This window comes from Blautia sp. AF19-13LB (genome assembly GCF_003479105.1).
Lineage (GTDB): Bacteria > Bacillota > Clostridia > Lachnospirales > Lachnospiraceae > Fusicatenibacter > Fusicatenibacter saccharivorans.
The window spans coordinates 53,378-71,340 of the sequence record NZ_QUGO01000007.1 but is presented as its reverse complement, the minus strand read 5'-3'; the positions used below and the strand labels follow the sequence as shown (position 1 = coordinate 71,340).

Below are 17,963 nucleotides of genomic sequence, written 5' to 3'. Positions count from 1 at the left end.
TTCCTCTTTTTTATGGAGACGACTTCTCTCCTGCTTTTTTTAGTTACTCCGCCTTAATTGCCCAGCGCATTTTCGTTGAACTTGCACGGCTGTTGCGGATGCATTCTTCTTTGGAAGGACGAATGACTTCTTTTGAATATTCGGAATAAATACCGATCTGATACAGTCCCTTCATGGACTTTTTCACAAGCCGGTCTTCGCCGGAATGGAACGTCAGAATTGCCGCTCTGCCGCCCGGAGCAAGAGCATCCGGAAGTTTTTCCATGAATGCTTCCAGAACCTCATATTCGTTGTTTACATCGATCCGCAGTGCCTGGAAGGTGCGGGCGCAGGATTTTTTGATGGCTTCTTTTTTCTCGTCTTTCGGAAGAAAATCCAGTGCTTCAGCGATCAGATCACGCAGTGCAAACGTAGTGTCAATTTTCTTTCCTTTCCGAAGTGCCCGCGTAACAGCCTGGGAAATTTCTTTTGCATACGGTTCATCGGCGTTTTCAATGAGCATGCCTTCCAGTTCATCGCGTGCAACCGTGCGCAGACGCTCGGCCGCGGAAATTCCTGCCTCCGGATTCAGGCGAAGATCCAGCGGTCCATCATATTTGTAGGAAAAGCCGCGCTCCGGATTATCAATCTGCATGGAGGAAACACCAAGATCCGCCAGAATGAAGTCAAAGGGGCCGTATTCGGCAGCAACCTGATCAATATTGGCAAAATTCTGATGAAGAATCGTTAAAATCTCAGGGCCGTACCCCTGCGCGGCCAGTCGTTCTTTTGTTTTTGCCATCTCGATCGGATCGACATCCAGCGCACAGAGATGCCCTTTTCCCTGCAGGCATGCAAGCATACGGGAGCTGTGGCCGCCGTATCCGAGTGTTGCATCAAGTCCGTTCTGTCCCGGCTCGATCTTGAGAAAATCGAGGATTTCATCTACGAGAATCGGGATATGCATGCCGGCCGGTGTGCTTCCCTTTTGGATCACATGCTCAATGGTCCCCTGATATTTCTCCGGATTCAGTTCTTTGTATTTCTCATTGTAATTCCGCGGATGTGTGCCTTTGTAGCGGACGCGGCGTTTGTGTTCTTTCTGTTCTTCCATAAAATGTTCTCCTTATACTTCAAATATATTTAATCGAACATGTGCGTTCGAATATTTTCCAGATCAATTGGTTCTCCTGTCATCGGCTGCAGAAAGTGCAGTTTCCAGGCATGGAGCGCGGCACGGGTACCGCCGTCGCGGACTCCGTAGAGCGGATCTCCGAAAAGTGGATGTCCAATAGATGCCATGTGAAGGCGGATCTGATGCGTGCGGCCGGTTTCCAGACGGCAGCACACGACGGCCCAGAAAGGATCCTGAAGGACAGCCTCGTAGTGTGTAATAGCCCACAGGCCGTTCCCTTCTTTACAGATACGCATTTTAGTGATACGTTTCCCAGACGGATCGAAAGAATCAGGGTCATCTCCTGGAATTTGCTCCATGGAAAGACGAATGGTTTCTTTTTGCGTTTCTTCGGAAAAGGGATGGTGTACCAGAGCCAGGTATTCTTTTTTCAGCGCGCCGCTCTCCCGCTGCCGGGACAGTCTGGCAGCAGCCAGCTGATTCTTTGCAAATAGTACCAGACCCGATGTATCTTTGTCAAGACGGCCGATGCAGCGGAGTTCAGAAGGCGCTGTCGGTGTTTTTAACAGGGATGCGGCAGCATGTGTCAGGGAATCGAAATAATGGCCGTGGGAAGCGTGGCAGACCATACCGGATGGCTTGTCTGCGACACAGAGATCACTGTCCTCATAGAGAATCCGTACGCCGGCAGAATCACCTGATACCGGCAGAACCTGATCTTCGGAAAGGTGGGGACACTTCTGCTCATATCGAAAAGTGATCGTATCTCCAGTCTGGACGACTGCATTTGTGCGGCAGGAAACACCGTTTTTCTGAATTCCATCCGGAATATATTTGGCATGGCGGATTTCACGTGGTGTCAGGTGCAGAAAACGTTTTAGAATTGTTTCCACCGACAGTCCCCCCTGTTCCGGAAGGACAAAGTGACACAGCTGCTGATAGTCAAATTGCGGCATAAAAGATTTTCTCCTCTTCACAAGTTCACATAATCATTTTATGTAAACTATATAAATACAAACAATTCAGTACGATGATGGTACACTATCTCTAGACAAAAACAGGTTTCACAGATCTCGCAAACCACGTTCTGTTTTACCGATTCGGCAAACAAAAAAATTTTATTTACAGATCCTCTAAGATCACCGTAAACGGCCCATCATTCACCAGTGATACTTCCATCTCAGCCCCGAACACTCCCGTTTCGACAACAGGAACCTGTTCCCGTGCTTTCGCGACCATATATTCATACAGTTCTTCTGCTCTGTGCGGCTCGCCTGCTTCCGTGAAGCTTGGACGGTTTCCCTTTTTACAGTTGGCATACAGGGTAAACTGTGAAACCATCAGAAGCTGTCCATCCACATCTGCCAGGGACTTGTTCGTCTTTCCATTTTCATCTTCAAAAATACGCAGTCCCAGCAGTTTTTTCATATACTTGTCTGCTGTTGCTTCATCGTCCCCTTGGCCGACACCGATCAGAACCAGAAAACCTTTCTGAATCGATCCGACAACCTTCTCTTCCACCGAAACACTTGCTCTTTTTACACGTTGTATAACAATTCTCATCTTTAAAATCCTTTCATAAAATGACCCTCCTCTTATTTTTAAGAGGAGGGTCGTTTCTCCTATGTTCTGTTTTGATCAGGTGCTGAAAATCTTGCGGATTCCCGCTTCTTTAACTTCAATTGCCTGTTTGATCATATCTACGGTTCCATCGATACCGAATACACTGCTGTTCAGGCACAGGTCGTAGCTGTCTACCTCGCCCCAGCGTTTGCTGGTGTAGTAATTGTAGTAGCTTGCACGCTGTTTGTCGATCTTTGTGATCTTGTCTTTTGCTTTTGCATCGGAAAGATCATACAGCTTTGCGATACGGCGGATGCGATCCTGCATATCTGCTTTAATAAAGATGCTCAGCACGTTCGGATTTTCCTCCAGTGCATAATCTGCACAGCGGCCTACGATGACACACGGACCGTCCTGCGAAATCTTCTTGATGGCATCAAACTGTGCCAGAAATACCTTCTGGTTCAGCGGCATATCCATCATGGTAGATCCATAGCCGAAGGAGTAACTGTCCATAACCAGAGAGTATAAAAAGCTGTTGGTTGGTTTTTCATCGTGGTTTTCGAACAATTCCTGGCATAATCCGCTGTCCTTTGCTGCTCTCTCCAGCAGCTCTTTGTCATAGTACTTGATTCCCAGGTCATCCGCTAAAATCTTACCAATGGAATGTCCGGCGCTTCCGTACTGACGTCCAATCGTTATGATAGTTTTCATATAATCCGCTCCTTTCCATTCCGTCACAATAATCTGCTTTCACAGATGTAGTAACTCGCGTTTTTTCGTTACATCCAGTATACTACAGAATTCACAGAAAGTACAGAACATTTTGATAAAACTTATACAAATTAACTATATACTTTTTGAAATATCATTCTTTTTAAGCAGTTTCAGACATTTTTTCGAAACTGCAGCAACAGATTGGAAAAATATTCCGGAATCGGCGCCTCAAACTCCATATAGGCACCGGTCCGTGGATGGATAAATCCAAGTACCATCGCATGCAGCGTCTGTCCCTGCAGGTTTTTCACCGGGCATTTCTTCGGGCCATAAACCGCATCGCCAAGCAGCGGATGCCCGATACTTGCCATATGGACACGGATCTGATGCGTCCGGCCGGTTTCCAGCTGGCATTCAATATACGTATAATTTCCAAAGCGTTCCAGCACACGGTAATGTGTGACCGCCGGTTTTCCGTTCCGTTCATTAATCGCCATCTTTTTCCGGTCTGTCGGATGGCGGCCGATTGCACCGCGCACGGTTCCCTCGTCCTCTTTCAGATTCCCATGGACAATTGCCCGGTACTTTCGGGTAATGGAATGTACAGAGAGCTGTTCTGCGAGGCTCTGGTGGGCGAAATCGCTCTTACAGATAACCAGGGCACCCGTTGTGTCCATATCGATTCTGTGGACGATTCCGGGGCGCAGAACGCCGTTGATGCCGGAGAGATTTCCGCGGCAGTGATACAGAACCGCATTGACCAGTGTTCCGCTGCTGTGGCCTGCCGCCGGATGTACGACCATCCCCTTGGGCTTATTGACGACCAGAAGATCATCATCCTCGTACAGAATATCAAGCGGAATGTTTTCTGGATCCACGTTCAGTTCTTCCGGTTCCGGCAGAAGCACCAGAACAGCATCACCGGCGGCAACCTTACTGCTTGCTTTCTGCGTTTTTCCGTTGATCGAAACCTTTCCGTCTTTTAAAAGCTTCTGCAGAAAAGAACGAGAACAGTCCGAAAAAGATGCGGCCAGGCACTGATCAATCCGTTTTCCGTCAAAATCCGGTGTAACTTCCAAAATCCGTTCTTCTTCAGCCATCGGACTCCTCCTTTTTGGCGTTTTTATGCAGAAATGCGAAGTCTTCGTCCTTGTAGTACAACAGATACAGCAGTAAAAAGACAGCGACCGATACGGTGACATAAATATCAGCTACGTTAAAAACCGGAAAGTTGATCAGCGAAACGTAGATGAAATCAACGACATAGTGATTCAGAAAACGATCGTAAAAATTTCCGACTGCACCAGCCGTCAGAACAGTCAGCACGGCAAAAAGCGGTAAAAAGCGGCGTGTCTTTGGAAGCTTGTAAAAGACGATCACCATGACGATCAGAAACAATACTGTCATCATAGCAAACAGCCAGTACTGATCCTGCAGAAGTCCGAATGCCATACCGCGGTTTTCCAGATAAAACAGCTCCAAAACCCCCGGAATGAGCTCGATCGACGGCTGATCCTTCAGATACTGCACTGCCAGTGATTTTGTATACTGATCTGCTGCAAGCAGAAGGACAATCGCTGCCGCGCAAACCAGATAAACGGCCAGCGGAGAAAGTTTTTTACTCTTCATCGATCAGATCTCCATTAATAGAATTGATAGCTTCCAGCATTTCTTCATCTGTAACCGTGCGGTCCACCACAGCATGGCCGACAGACTCCAGAAGGATGAATTTGATCGTACCCTGTTCCATTTTCTTGTCCGATTTTGTTGCAGCCAGAATATCTTCCGATCTCAGGCCGTCCACGGTGATTGGCAGATAGAAACCGACGTTCATATCACGAATCTCGTAAAACTCTTCATCGGAGAGATAACCTCTCTTGTAGGAAATATAGGCAGCAGCAACGGTTCCAAGTGCAACGCACTGGCCATGGAGCAGTTCGAAGTTTTTGAGCTTTTCAATGGCATGACCGATCGTATGGCCAAGATTTAAAACGGCACGCTCTCCCTGTTCTGTTGGGTCATTTTCTACAACCTGGCGTTTGATATCGCAGCATTTCTGGATCATTTTCGTTAATACCGGCTCAATCCGCTCTTCGATCTCAGACATGTGATTGATGGTCCAGATGTAGAATTTTTCATCGCGGATCAGACCTGTTTTCAGGACTTCTCCCATACCGCAGGCAAACTGTTCGCCGTTCAGGGATTTTAAGGTTGCCATATTCATATAGACAAGACGTGGATGATGGAATGCACCGACCATATTTTTGTACTGGTCGAAATCGACGCCCGTTTTTCCTCCAACGCTGGAATCTACCTGTGCAAGCAGTGTCGTCGGAAGCTGGATGAAATCAATGCCGCGCAGATACGTTGCCGCCGCATAGCCGGTCAGATCCCCAACGACACCGCCGCCGAGTGCGAATAAAATGTCTTTTCTCTCAAAGTGGTTTTCAATCAGATGCGTGTACAGATCTTTGACGGTATCCAGATTTTTGCTTGCTTCACCAGCCGGGAAAACAAATGCGGTTACGGTCTCAAACAGCGGGGACAGTACATTTTTTACCTCTTCCAGATACAGTTCTGAAACCGTGCTGTCTGTGACAATGCAGGCCTTTTTTGCAGGGAGTTTTAAGTTCTCCACACAGCCGGCGAGGCGTTCGTAGCTGCCGTCCCAGACAATTTCATAAGAAAATTCAGTAGATGTGCCTTCTCTTTTAACGGTAAGTGTTTTCATAAATTATGCCTCCTGTATGTTCTTTCATGAAAAAAGCATCAGAATCCTGCATCTGATGCTTTTCCTTTGTTACTAAGTAAATCAATAATTGATCCAGTAGATCCATTTTAATTTACTGCAAAGATAAATTTCTTTAATAATCGGTACGGATATTTGGAAGATCAAAAGCTCCGCTTAAGATATCCTGGATGTCGCCGGAAATTTCTACGCTGGACGGTGTCAGGATGAAAATATAGCTGGAAACTTTCTGCAGACTTCCGCTCATGCAGTAGCATGCACCACAGCAGAAATCAATGATTCTCTGGGCAATATCCACATCAATGCCTTCTAAGTTAAGGACAACGGTACATCCGGCCAGAAGCGTATCCGCGATTTCACGGGTATCCTCCATGGAAGCCGGTTTGATGACGCATACTTCCATATTTAATGCACCTGCTTTCTTTCTCATTGGAGTAACTTTCGAGGAAACCGGAGCAGCTGGCTTTGGAGCTCGTGCAGCAGCAGCCTGGCTTGAAGCGGTGGTCTTTGGCGCCGGCTGTTTACGCGGTGCAGTGTGAACCGGTTTCGCCTGCGGCTCTTCCTCTTCGTCCTCATCCTCGTTCTCCAGTTTACGGAAGAAACGTTTCTTTGGTTTTTCTTCTATATCATCGTCTTCTTCATCGAAGAAGCTATCCGAATCAGCATCCTCTTCCTCGTAATCGTCGTTCAGCCGGATGGCATCCAGAAATTTGTCTAAAACACTCATTCTTATACTCTCCTATTTTTAGTCCTGTGGCATTTGGCCAGACAGCCGTGCAGAATGCGCGGGGTCACTCTTCTTGGAAAGACTTCCTGTTATCTTTTACTGTAATCCCGTTCGCCAAAGATTCCGGTTCCAACCCGTACTAAAGTGGCGCCTTCTTCTACTGCTACTTCGTAATCGCCGGTCATGCCCATGCTCAAAATGGCCATACGTACATTATTAATGTTTTTGGCGGCAATGTCAACACTTAATTCCTTTAATTTGCGAAAAACCGGACGATTTTCTTCTGGATCTTCCACATACGGTGCAATGGTCATAAGTCCCTCCACATGAATTGCCGGAAGTTTTGCGATTTCTTCAATCAATGGAAGGGTTTCCTCTACGGAGACACCAAACTTGCTTTTCTCGCCGGCAACGTTTACCTCGATCAGGATCTGGATTTCGCAGTTGTGCTTTACCGCTTCCTCACTGATCGTTTTTGCCAGACGAAGAGAATCGACAGAATGAATCAGGGCAACTTTTCCTGCAATGTATTTTACTTTATTCCGCTGCAGATGACCGATCATGTGCCAGTGGATATCCTTTGGCAGCACTTCCTCTTTTTCTGTCAGCTCCTGCACTTTGTTTTCACCGAAATTGCGTTCGCCAAGATCATAGATTTCGGAAAGCATTTCGACCGGTTTTGTCTTGCTGACCGCAATCAGGGTAACTTCCTCCCGGTTCCGTCCGGCTCTTTTGCAGGCTTCTGTAATTTTCTTCTGGACTTCTTCATAGTTCTCTTTCAGCATATCTTTCTAACCTCCAGTATTTAATGCACAATATCTTCTTCACTGACGGTGGATGCATTTTCCACAATATAATCATACTGCGAAATGCCGTATTGCGTTTGTTTTTTTATGATAGAATACTCCGCATTCTGATCGATGATCTGAATTTTGCGGAATACAGCATATCCTTTGTTGATGCAGTAAACACCCTGCAGCGGAACCGTTTCTCCAATCTGATACGTTGTGGCGGAATCCTGTGCACGAAGTATATCTCCATCATTAAAAGCGGCCATGTCGACGTAATATTCGACCGGATTATCATTTTCATCATTGACCTGCTCATAGATCGTGGCGTTTACAAATTCTGTCACCGGCTGTCCGTTATCATCCAGCATGACATTTCCTTTTTTATCGGTCTTTTCCCGCAGGAAACCGGAAGAATTGCTGTCTCCGCCCTGTACGAGCATCTGCGCCGGGATTTTATAGAAATCTTTTTCCGTGATGGCAGTATTTGGAATTTTCAGTCCGCTTCCAGTGTTTGTGACCAGCTCTATTGAAAGAAAACGGTCTTCCGCATAACGGATCATCCCGCTTGTAAACGAAATGACAGCATAGTTCTGATCGTTAATGGACTTTAGATTCAGTGTTCCCGTCTGTGTTTTTCCGTCTTTCAGAAATTTAACTTTTATCGTACTGAAATTGGAAAGTGTAACGACCTGCTTATTCGTCACCGGAACGGCAATTTCCCACTGCTCATCTGTCACCAGACGGTATACTGCATTTCCAGGCTCCGTCTGCGCGCCGGAATCAAAGGAAACCACAGAGGCTTTCGTAGAGAAAAGCTCCGGCGTAAGGCTGTCCTCCGTATAGCTTTCATATCCATCACTGCCGTAGACGACAACACCGTCCTGATCTGCATAAAATATCGTCTGTGATGAGGAATCTCCGTTTTCAGCGGCAGCGGCAAGCAGCTTTGCGGAAAGTTCTGTTTTCAGCTGATAAATGCCGGAAAAGGAACTGGAATCATAATCAGAAGAAAAACGTGCGAGCGAGGAACGAAGCGACGTTCTCGTTGCCGCATCTGCCGAAATACCAGAGGTATCGGCATTTTCTGTTGCGGAAATCCCATAAACAGCGCTTCCGCGGCTGATTTTCGATGCATTTGGGGTATAGAACTGAACATATCCGCTGCCGGAGGAAAGCTGCACACTCTCTGTCCGCATGGCGAATGCGGTATAGGTATCATTCCGGGATAAAGTTCCCTGCACAACCTGAAAAGATTTGATATGATCGGCGGTCAGGTAAAAGAAAAGTGAAACTGCCATATAGAAAAAAAGGGCTCCAAAGATGATATTTCCAATATTCAACGCTGGAAAAGGGAAACGGATTCTCGAATGCCGGCGGCTGTTCTTTTTCTGCTTAGACAAAATGTATGCTCCTTTTATTGTTTAATCCATGCGCTAAAAGGACGGTGCCGTAAGCGCCGTCCTTTGGTTTTGTCGCTATGCAATTATTATAATACAGTTTTGGTTACAGTGCAACGATAATCTTATCCTGCATGCCTTCCGGAAGCTCTTCTTTATCCATGGAGACACTTAATACGAAGGTAATGTTATACTGCTTGCCAATGCCTTCCAGCTGTTCAACACAATCTGTGATGTCCTCTCCTTCCAGTTTTGCTACTTTCAGGAAGCTGTCGAGATAAACGCTTGCGAGATCGTGGTCCTGAGAAACGATACCGCAGATAAATCCGATAAATTCATCACTGTTTTTCAGAGGATAGTCGGTTGCGGAAATCAGACGTACTTTGTTGTTTAATTCAAACATGTGCTTTGTGCTCTTGTCAATATACACGATATTTCCGTTTGCGGTTTTTACCTCTGCATTTACTTTGTCTAACAGCTGTTTTGTTTTGCCTTTTCCCTTCTTGCCTACAATTAATTGAACCATAGCAGTTTCCTCCTTAGATTAGAATAAGATATTTTCACCAAAAACCTTTAAGTTCATGGTTTAATTATAGTACAATTCACCAACGTTTTCAATGGTAAAATGAAAAAATTCTGAAAAATCTTCTAATTCGCAGGGAAAGGAGCTCTGTTTTTCTAAACGGATACGACAATCTCCCGGATAGGCAGAAAAAACGCCGTCCGGGGGATTGCAAAAAGATTACGTCAGGAGTTGATATTGGAAAGAAGAGTGTTCATGTCCTCGTACAGTTCCACTTTTGTTGATGCATGAAGAATGACAGAGATAAACGGTTCTCCGTATGCATTCTGGGATACCAGTGCCAGGCAGGAACCGGCCTCATCGGTCGTTCCGGTTTTTCCGCCGAGCACCGTCACATTTTCCGGTGCGTTTTTCTCTCCGGTCAGATATTTGTCCGTGGAGCTTAAATAGATCGTTCCCGCCGTACCGTCCGCATGCGTCATGTTCAGCGTGTAGGAAGACATTGACATCGTATTCTGGAATTCCGTATGCTGATAGGCAGCATACAGCATCAGATAAACATCATATGCAGTAGTGTAATGATTCTCATTGTGAAGACCGTGCGGGTTTGCAAAATGCGTACCGGTCATGGCAAGGGAAGCTGCCTTATCGTTCATCATCTGAACGAAATTCTCTACACTTCCGCCTACCTGGCGAGCAATCGCCATAGCAGCATCGTTGGCAGAATAAATCAACAATGCATGGAAAAGCTGATCCATCGTTACCGTATCGCCCACGGCCAGTCCACTCATCTGGGATCCATCTTCCAGCGCAAGATCCTCTTCTGTGATCGTTACCTGCGTATCCGGCTGGTTGTATTCCATGGCAAGGAGAGCCGTCATGATCTTCGTGATGCTGGCTGGGTAGATCTGATCATACATATTCTGCGCGAACAATACTTTTTTGTGATCCAGATCAAACAGTCCGGCCTTTACCTGTGAAGAAAACGAGATATCATTCAGCGGTACGCTCGTCTCACCGACACAGAGATCGGCAGAGAGCGTTTCAGCCTGAAACCGTTTTTCTGCCGAAAGCGGATCGGAGGCGAGCACCATACTTCGCGCAAACGGCTCTGTAATGTCCATCTGGCGGTCCTGACGGTACAGTTTCACACCGATCAGAACCGCAATAACAGCAACACAGACACCCGCGCCGATGATCAGGCGGTTTAAAATATGTTCGGTTTTTTCCGGAGCAGTCCCGTTTTTCTCCGTTACAGGCAGTTTCTGTTCTTTTTCTGTAGTATTAGTCGTTTCTCCGGTAGATTTCACGCCAGTCCATTTCTCCTCTGTCTAATGATTTGATCAGCATTTCTGCCGTTGCAAGATTGGTGGCAAGCGGAATGCTGTGTACGTCGCAGAGACGGATAATCCGATGGACATCCGGCTCATGCTGTTTCGGCTGTTCCGGATCCCGCAGGAAAATCACAAGATCCAGATCATTCTGTTCAATCTGAGAACCCATCTGCTGAACGCCTCCAACGTGTCCAGCCAGATATTTGCGGACGTTAAGTCCGGTTGCCTCTTCTACCAGACGGCCGGAAGTTCCGGTTGCGTAAAGAGTATGCTTGGCAAGTACCGAGCGGTAGGCGATACACAAGTTCTGAAGCAGCGTTTTTTTTGCATCATGCGCGATCAATCCGATGTTCATTGATGGTTTTCCTCCTTAGTAATTCATAGTTTCTGGTTACAAAATCCCGGTTCTGCAGTCCGACATTCAGGACAAGCCCCATTCCGATGTAAAGTGTTACAAGGGAGGTCAGTCCATAGCTGACGAACGGAAGCGGTGTACCGGTGTTCGGCAGGATTCCGGTTGCAACACTGATATTCAGAAAGCTCTGAAAGGCAATGAGTCCTGCCATACCGCAGCAGATCAACGTTCCTGACAGATCTTTTGCTTTCCGGGAAGTCCGGATGCATTCGACGAGAATCAGGAACAGGAGCAGGATGATTCCGCAGCATCCAAAGAAACCAAGTTCCTCTCCTGCCACTGCAAAAATAAAGTCATTATGGTTCTGGGAAACGAAATTTCCCTTATTTGCGGAAGAAACTTTATTGTTGTTGAGTCCTTTTCCGGTCAGCTTTCCGGAACCGATGGCTGTAATGGAATTCTGCTGCTGGAGACGGCCGTCGGCGTTGTCGGCATCATCGCTTAACCAGTCCTGAATTCGCCCAAGCTGATAACCAATCGTCTTGTCAAGAGCCGCCGGAAGCTGGAAATTCACCTGCGTAATGACAAGCAGAAGCGCAAGTACCAGTGCTGAACCGGAAACCAGAACAACGGCGATAACTTTGTAGCTTAAGCCCGCCACATACATCATAAAGCAGAACAGAACCATGACCGTAATCGTATTTTTCAAATCCGGCTGACGGTAAATCATAACGAGCGGCGGAATCAGAAGCCCGATCGCGGTAAAAATGGTTTTCGCCGTATTCAGATCTTCTTCATGCTTCATCAGAAACATCGCAAAAAACATGATCAGAAAGATTTTTGACAGCTCGGTCGGCTGAAACTGAAAGCTTCCGATCTGAATCCAACGGGTCGCACCAAACGTGTTTTTTGCGGTAGAACCGCCGAGATAAAGAACGCCAAGCATCATCAGATTTCCGATGTAAAGAACCCAGTAAAAATTCAGAAGCCAGCTATAGTCAAGTAAAGAGACAATAATCATGATGACTACGCCCAATACGACTCCGATGGCCTGTTTTTTCTGGTCTGCACTGTCTGCACTTCCGATCAGAAACACACCAATAATGCTGATGGCAATCAGAAGAATGACCAGCCGGAAATTATAATTTTTCAGCTTATATCGTCTTAACATGATACTCCTCGTTTCTTTTCAATGGTATTTTCGCTGTCAGTATGACAGGGGTTGTTTGTGTAATGGTGACGGAAATTTCATCCGCCTCAACGGTAAGGTATTTTCCTGCAGCAGCAGAAAGATCATTTTTCAGCATCTGAAGCGATGCCGGAGAACAGTTCAGACGTTCTGCCATTAAAAGATTGGACAGACGTTCTTTTGCAACGAGGCCGGAGTGCGGCTTTCTGCCTGAAAATAAACCCATACCAGTTCCCTCCTATCGCCCGAATACGCGGCGGAAAAATCCCTTTTTGCTGTCAAGATCCAAGTAGGGAACACTCTCCCCGAGGATCCTGTGGCTGATATTCGTAAAGGCTTCTCCTGCCTTGGAACCGCTTCCAGCGATCGCTTCGCCCTGGTTGGTGGCGATTACTACCTGCTCATCATCGGGCAGAATGCCGAGCAGCGGAACAGCAAGAATTTCCTGTACATCATCCACCGACATCATTTCACCGCGTTTTACCATATCCGGCCGGATACGATTGATGACAAGAGAGATATCCCTCAGATCCTGCGCCTCCAGAAGGCCGATGATGCGGTCCGCGTCCCGGATGGCCGAAACCTCCGGCGTAGTCACAACAATTGCCTTATTGGCACCGGCAACTGCATTTGCAAATCCCTGCTCAATGCCTGCCGGACAGTCAAGAAGAACAAAATCAAAGCTCTGTTTTAATTCATCGCAGAGTTTTTTCATCTGCTCGGGCGTTACGCTTGTCTTGTCCCTCGTCTGGGCAGACGGGAGAAGGTAGAGCTGCTCGTACCGTTTGTCGCGGATTAGCGCCTGCTTCATCCGGCAGTTGCCCTCCACAACATCCACAAGATTGTAGACAATCCGGTTTTCAAGGCCGAGCACGACATCCAGGTTTCGAAGACCGATGTCGGTATCTACCATCACAACTTTCTTTCCAAGCTGTGCCAGCCCGATTCCGATATTTGCTGCGGTTGTCGTCTTTCCGACGCCGCCTTTTCCTGATGTAATTACAATGACTTCACTCATCTGGAACCTCCTTGTTGAAAACTGTTCTGCATTTTCATGCCGCAGGATGCGTCCAAACCTTTGTTTAAAAACGCATCCTTTCTCTTTTGCAGCTTTCTTCCCAGGCTTCGTTTCTGCCGGAAAAATTCCTTAGTCTGCTCTCACGCTTGCAACACCGTTGGAGTTTGCCTGACCGGACAGAATATCGTCTGAGAGGCCATAGTAATAATCTAAGATATCCTTAGCTACCAACTCTGCGTTCATAGAAGAATATCCAAACGGAATGCGGACGGCAAGAGCAATATCGTCTCTGCTCTCATAGTGAGAGAAGCCGATAAACAGTCCATGGTTTGCACGTGTACGGTCTTCCTGCGCGGTACCAGTTTTTCCGGAAAGCTCTACCGGCCAGGATTCCGGGAAAATGGTCGCATTGGATACGCTGATTACTTTTCGCATGCCTTCGTGTACCAGATCCCAGATGTTGGAATCAACATCCATTTCTGAATTTACCGTCGGGCCGAAATCTGCGCCCATATCGATGTCATTGCCATCCGAATCCGTTGCTTTCTGCAGAAGGGAAAGATTATAAACCGTACCGGAATTTGCAATCGTTGTGACATAGCGTGCAAGCTGTGTCGTCGTATAGTTGTTGGTACCCTGACCAATCGAGGAAGGGATCGGGAGGGAATCGGTTACATTCGGATCGGTTTCCGAAATTTCGATTCCAGTCTTTTCATCCAGCTTAAACATATCGGCATATTTCTGGATCATTTCCAGAGAGCGCTTCTGTTTAAAGGTGCCGTTCTCATCGAGTCCCAGACGATATCCAAGCGTACAGAAGAACACGTTGCAGGAGTTCTGGATGGCACCGACAATGTTCAGATCTCCGTGGCCGCTCAACTGATGGCAGTGGACATAGTCAGATTCGTTGACAAGTCCTTCCCCGAACAGACCGTTGCAGTTGATGGTACTGGTCGGAGTAATTATGCCTTCGCTTAATCCGGCAACCGCCATCAGCGGTTTAAAGGTGGAACCAGGAGCCGTCTTCTGCTGGGTTGCTTTGTTGTACAGCGGGCTGGATTCATCGGTATTCAATTTTGCCCAGTATGCGGTATCCATCTGGTTTGCCAGGCGGTTGTTGTCGTAGCCAGGATAGGAAACACAGGCTAAAATAGCACCGGTATTCGGGTCCGTAATGACAGCAGAACCGGAACACGGATCGAGTGCAAGCTGTGCCGGGGTGATTTCCAGTTTGGCGATTTTATCGGACAGAAGCTGGAACGGTGTCATATTTCCTGCAACATAAGCGGCATAATCGTCATCCTCTTTCGTCAGAAGGTTCTGATCATACATCAGATTGCAGATATCATAGCCATCGAGCATATCCTGCAGCAGCATATAGTGATACATCTTTTTTGCAAATGTTGTATTGTTTGCCAGACGGTCCAGAATAACCTCCGTCAGCTTCTGATAAACCTCCTGAGAATCCAGGTAGGCATCATCCTGCGTCAGTGCTGAGACATCAATCCAGTTCTGGCTTGCCGCATACGTCAGATAATCACGAAGAGAAATCGTTCCGTCATTCCATGCCTGATAGGTGGCGTCTTTCTCATCAATTGCTGTTGAAGAAAGAATACCCATCGTACTGGAAAGCAGCTTATCCACGATGAATGTCTCATATTCCTGCATTTCATCGCTGAGGTCGTTGTAAACGGTTGCTGTTTCAACGGTCAGTTCCTGCGTAATCTCGGCAAGCACCTGCTGGAGCTTCTGCTGGAACAGTGCATAGATCCGCTGCTCACGCTCCGTGGCATCCGCCGCCGAGAAATGGGAAATATCAATCGTGCTGTTTTCGATCAGTGCATTGTATACATCGTAAATTGGAATCGGAACGGCATCCGTATTGGCAAGTGTTGAGGTATCAACGGATTTTACATCACTCAGATACTGTTTCAGAATGCCGGCAATTCTCTGTTCCAGAATTTTATATACCGCAATCTGCAGGTCATAATCAATCGAAAGATAGACGTTATTTCCCTGTTTTGGCTCAACCAGGGATCCTTCTACCGTTTCCAGCTCTTTTCCGACGTTATTAACGATAATCTCTTCTGATCCGTCGGTTCCCTGAAGGATTGTCTCCATATACTGTTCCAGACCAGATTTTCCGACGATGGATTCCGTGGAATACGTTTCTTCTTTTCCCTGGCTCTTCAGCTCTTCATTCAGTTCTGTCAGCTCGTCTGAGGACGCCTGGCCCGTATAACCGATCAGAGAGGAAAAATACTTTCCGTCATAATATACACGCTCGGAATCTTCCGAAATGCTGACACCCTGCAGAACATCTTCATTCTCTGCAATCGATGCAGTTGTATTGCTGCTGACGCCGGAGGCAACTGTCACGCGGACATACTTCTGATAATTCGTCTGTTTCATCTTATAGCGGATCACCAGAATTTCCAGACGCTCCTGATTGGAAAGAGAAAGGACCGCATTTCCGGATTCGTCTGTCTGGTATGGAAGACCATACTCTTCAAAATCTTTGGCAGAATATGCGTATTTTTCATCGTCAGAATAGGCATCCAGGCCAAAGCCGTCCGGTCCGGCAAGAAATGTCATCAGCGTTTCGGCACTGGAACTCTTCTGTTCTGCCGTCATATCGTCGATTTTCTTCTGTCCATAAATGTCTGCACGGAAACGGTCGCGGGTTGTTCCCTCTTCACCTGTAAAAACAAACGCACCGTTCTCATCCACTTCAATCGGGAAGGTGCTGGTGTCAATCGAGTCTCCGTTTGCACGAATCAGCTTACAGAGACGATAGAGTTCTGCGTTCAGAGAGAGAATACGTTCTTTTGTCGTGTTGTACGTTCCGTTATCCTCGATGGTTACGGAGTAGGAAACCTTATTTCCAGCGATCAGTTTTCCGTTCCGGTCATAAATATTTCCTCTTGTACTATCAAGGGTTCTGGTTTTTGTGATTTGCAGTTCAAAATTATCCGCATACTCTTCTCCATGCACCACCTGCAGGATAAAAAGTCTTCCGATCAGGACGGCAAACATAGCAAGGAAAACCACACCAAGCAATAGGGTGCGGTTTTCACCGAGTCTGCGGAAAAGTTTTCTTATCTTCTTAGCCATGGCGACTGTTGTCCTTCCATTTCATTTTCGGTCAGTTTACGGTTGATGATAAATAAAAGCCGGTAAAGCAGAATGGAGAGCACTACCGTGTATACCATTTCCGGCAGAATAATATGCGCCAGATAATCGAAAAAGTGCAGGCGCACGCGCAGCAGGAACTGCAGCACATACATCAGCAGACTGTAGACAAGATCGCTGGCAGCGACCAGTACAATGTGTACCTTAATATCATCGTCATAGAAGACTTTGCAGAAAAAGCCATTCAGATAACCGATATACATGTAGAGCAGTGCGTAAAATCCAAACAGGCTGCCGTAGAACAGATCAATCATCAGGCCGCTGAAAAATCCGACCATCAGTCCCTCTTTTTTTCCGCGCATCAGCCCAAAGGCGGACGTCAGAATCAGAAGAAGGTTCGGCGTTACGGACGCGATCTGAAAATACTGAAATACAGTTGTCTGTAACAGGAAAGCTGCCAGAATCAGAAAGGCAAGCGTGATTTTTCTGCGCATTTACTCTCCTCCCTGCTGTTTTAATTCTTTGATCACGAGAACTTCCTGAATATGTTGAAAATCCACAACAGGAATGATGTATCCCTTTTTCGTCAGGTGATTGGAGTCCTCGGTGATTTCACTGACATAGCCGATCAGAATACCGCGGAGGTATTTATCACTGATGTTCGATGTCACAATCTTTTCGCCCTCAGCTACCGTGTCGGTTGTATTCAGCTGGGAAAAGGCAAGCTTTCCGTCGCTGATCAGGCGCAGATCACCCGATACAATACACGTATCCGAGGTAGATGCTGTCATGGCGCTCACGGAACTGGAGTCATCAATGATAGAGCGGACAGTAGCGGAATTGGAACTTACCTCCTCAACAAGTCCAACAAGGCCGCCGTCTGCAATAACGTTCATATCTTTCTGAATCCCGTCATTTGATCCTTTGTTGATGACAAAGGTATCATACCAGTTGCCCGGATCCTTTGAGATGACCTGTGCTGCTACTTTTTCATATTCCGAGTAGGACTGGTCCAGCTGATACAGCTCCTGAAGACGCTGCAGCTCCTGCTGCTCCTGTACAAGCTGATTGTTTTCCTCAGTCAGATCCGTGACCTTCTGTTCAAGCTCCTCTTTCTCGGCAGACAGTTTTTTGACGTTCTGGAAACCGGTCAGACAGTCTGTCAAATACGCACCGATCTGGTTAATTCCGTTCTGAAACGGGATGATCACAAAGCCTGCGGCTTCCCGGATCGGCGTGACCGGCATTTTGTCTGCTGCACTGCCTAAAATGCCGGAGAGACACAGGAACGTCATGATGAAAAGTAAATGTTTGCTTTTTAGCTGAAATTTTTTCTTCTTATTCATAGCGGGTC

Annotated in this window: 19 protein-coding genes; all 19 read right to left on the bottom strand. The window is 46.9% G+C overall.

The window, feature by feature from the left end:
* Nucleotides 1–43: 43 nt before the first annotated feature.
* The gene (rsmH, locus tag DWX32_RS08675) at nt 44–1,093 is read right to left on the bottom strand and encodes a 16S rRNA (cytosine(1402)-N(4))-methyltransferase RsmH (RefSeq protein ID WP_055266069.1); all 1,050 of its coding nucleotides are present in this window, start codon (nt 1,091–1,093) and stop codon (nt 44–46) included.
* 29 nt (nt 1,094–1,122) lie between these two features.
* Nucleotides 1,123–2,070, bottom strand: coding sequence for an RluA family pseudouridine synthase (locus DWX32_RS08670; protein ID WP_117812787.1), 948 nt, complete (start codon nt 2,068–2,070; stop codon nt 1,123–1,125).
* Between the two features lie 166 nt (nt 2,071–2,236).
* The gene (gene dtd / locus DWX32_RS08665; protein WP_022462865.1) at nt 2,237–2,677 is read right to left on the bottom strand and encodes a D-aminoacyl-tRNA deacylase; all 441 of its coding nucleotides are present in this window, start codon (nt 2,675–2,677) and stop codon (nt 2,237–2,239) included.
* A gap of 75 nt (nt 2,678–2,752) precedes the next feature.
* Complete coding sequence (locus DWX32_RS08660; protein ID WP_117508930.1) at nt 2,753–3,391, bottom strand: cytidylate kinase-like family protein; 639 nt, start codon at nt 3,389–3,391, stop codon at nt 2,753–2,755.
* Nucleotides 3,392–3,564: 173 nt separating this feature from the next.
* Nucleotides 3,565–4,494 (bottom strand): RluA family pseudouridine synthase, encoded by a 930-nt coding sequence (locus DWX32_RS08655; protein ID WP_117812789.1) that lies wholly within the window; start codon nt 4,492–4,494, stop codon nt 3,565–3,567.
* The gene (lspA, locus tag DWX32_RS08650) at nt 4,487–5,023 is read right to left on the bottom strand and encodes a signal peptidase II (protein WP_022462862.1); all 537 of its coding nucleotides are present in this window, start codon (nt 5,021–5,023) and stop codon (nt 4,487–4,489) included. The genes DWX32_RS08655 and lspA overlap by 8 nt, the downstream gene beginning before the upstream one ends.
* Complete coding sequence (gene aroB / locus DWX32_RS08645) at nt 5,013–6,125, bottom strand: 3-dehydroquinate synthase (protein WP_118659650.1); 1,113 nt, start codon at nt 6,123–6,125, stop codon at nt 5,013–5,015. The genes lspA and aroB overlap by 11 nt, the downstream gene beginning before the upstream one ends.
* A gap of 133 nt (nt 6,126–6,258) precedes the next feature.
* The gene (locus tag DWX32_RS08640; RefSeq protein WP_055217838.1) at nt 6,259–6,870 is read right to left on the bottom strand and encodes a cell division protein SepF; all 612 of its coding nucleotides are present in this window, start codon (nt 6,868–6,870) and stop codon (nt 6,259–6,261) included.
* Between the two features lie 89 nt (nt 6,871–6,959).
* Complete coding sequence (locus tag DWX32_RS08635) at nt 6,960–7,655, bottom strand: YggS family pyridoxal phosphate-dependent enzyme (protein WP_118659648.1); 696 nt, start codon at nt 7,653–7,655, stop codon at nt 6,960–6,962.
* Between the two features lie 20 nt (nt 7,656–7,675).
* Nucleotides 7,676–8,959, bottom strand: a complete 1,284-nt coding sequence (locus tag DWX32_RS08630) for an HlyD family efflux transporter periplasmic adaptor subunit (RefSeq protein ID WP_147398221.1) — start codon at nt 8,957–8,959, stop codon at nt 7,676–7,678.
* A 205-nt stretch (nt 8,960–9,164) separates the two neighbouring features.
* Nucleotides 9,165–9,584: a hypothetical protein gene (locus DWX32_RS08625; RefSeq protein WP_022462857.1), complete on the bottom strand. Its 420-nt coding sequence runs from the start codon at nt 9,582–9,584 to the stop codon at nt 9,165–9,167.
* 221 nt (nt 9,585–9,805) lie between these two features.
* Nucleotides 9,806–10,891, bottom strand: a complete 1,086-nt coding sequence (locus DWX32_RS08620) for a D-alanyl-D-alanine carboxypeptidase family protein (RefSeq protein ID WP_226906396.1) — start codon at nt 10,889–10,891, stop codon at nt 9,806–9,808.
* The gene (mgsA, locus tag DWX32_RS08615; protein ID WP_022462855.1) at nt 10,866–11,270 is read right to left on the bottom strand and encodes a methylglyoxal synthase; all 405 of its coding nucleotides are present in this window, start codon (nt 11,268–11,270) and stop codon (nt 10,866–10,868) included. Before mgsA ends, DWX32_RS08620 begins: the two co-directional genes overlap by 26 nt.
* Nucleotides 11,245–12,441 carry an FtsW/RodA/SpoVE family cell cycle protein gene (locus DWX32_RS08610; protein ID WP_118659646.1) on the bottom strand — a complete coding sequence of 399 codons (1,197 nt, stop codon included), beginning with the start codon at nt 12,439–12,441 and terminating at the stop codon, nt 11,245–11,247. The genes mgsA and DWX32_RS08610 overlap by 26 nt, the downstream gene beginning before the upstream one ends.
* The gene (locus tag DWX32_RS08605; protein ID WP_022462853.1) at nt 12,425–12,685 is read right to left on the bottom strand and encodes a cell division topological specificity factor MinE; all 261 of its coding nucleotides are present in this window, start codon (nt 12,683–12,685) and stop codon (nt 12,425–12,427) included. The genes DWX32_RS08610 and DWX32_RS08605 overlap by 17 nt, the downstream gene beginning before the upstream one ends.
* Nucleotides 12,686–12,697: 12 nt before the next feature.
* Nucleotides 12,698–13,477 carry a septum site-determining protein MinD gene (gene minD / locus DWX32_RS08600; RefSeq protein ID WP_022462852.1) on the bottom strand — a complete coding sequence of 260 codons (780 nt, stop codon included), beginning with the start codon at nt 13,475–13,477 and terminating at the stop codon, nt 12,698–12,700.
* Between the two features lie 129 nt (nt 13,478–13,606).
* Complete coding sequence (locus tag DWX32_RS08595) at nt 13,607–16,591, bottom strand: penicillin-binding transpeptidase domain-containing protein (protein WP_118659644.1); 2,985 nt, start codon at nt 16,589–16,591, stop codon at nt 13,607–13,609.
* Entirely contained in the window at nt 16,576–17,103 is a 528-nt protein-coding gene (mreD, locus tag DWX32_RS08590; protein WP_022462850.1) for a rod shape-determining protein MreD, read from the bottom strand. Before mreD ends, DWX32_RS08595 begins: the two co-directional genes overlap by 16 nt.
* Complete coding sequence (gene mreC / locus DWX32_RS08585) at nt 17,104–17,955, bottom strand: rod shape-determining protein MreC (RefSeq protein WP_055228139.1); 852 nt, start codon at nt 17,953–17,955, stop codon at nt 17,104–17,106.
* Nucleotides 17,956–17,963 lie beyond the last annotated feature (8 nt).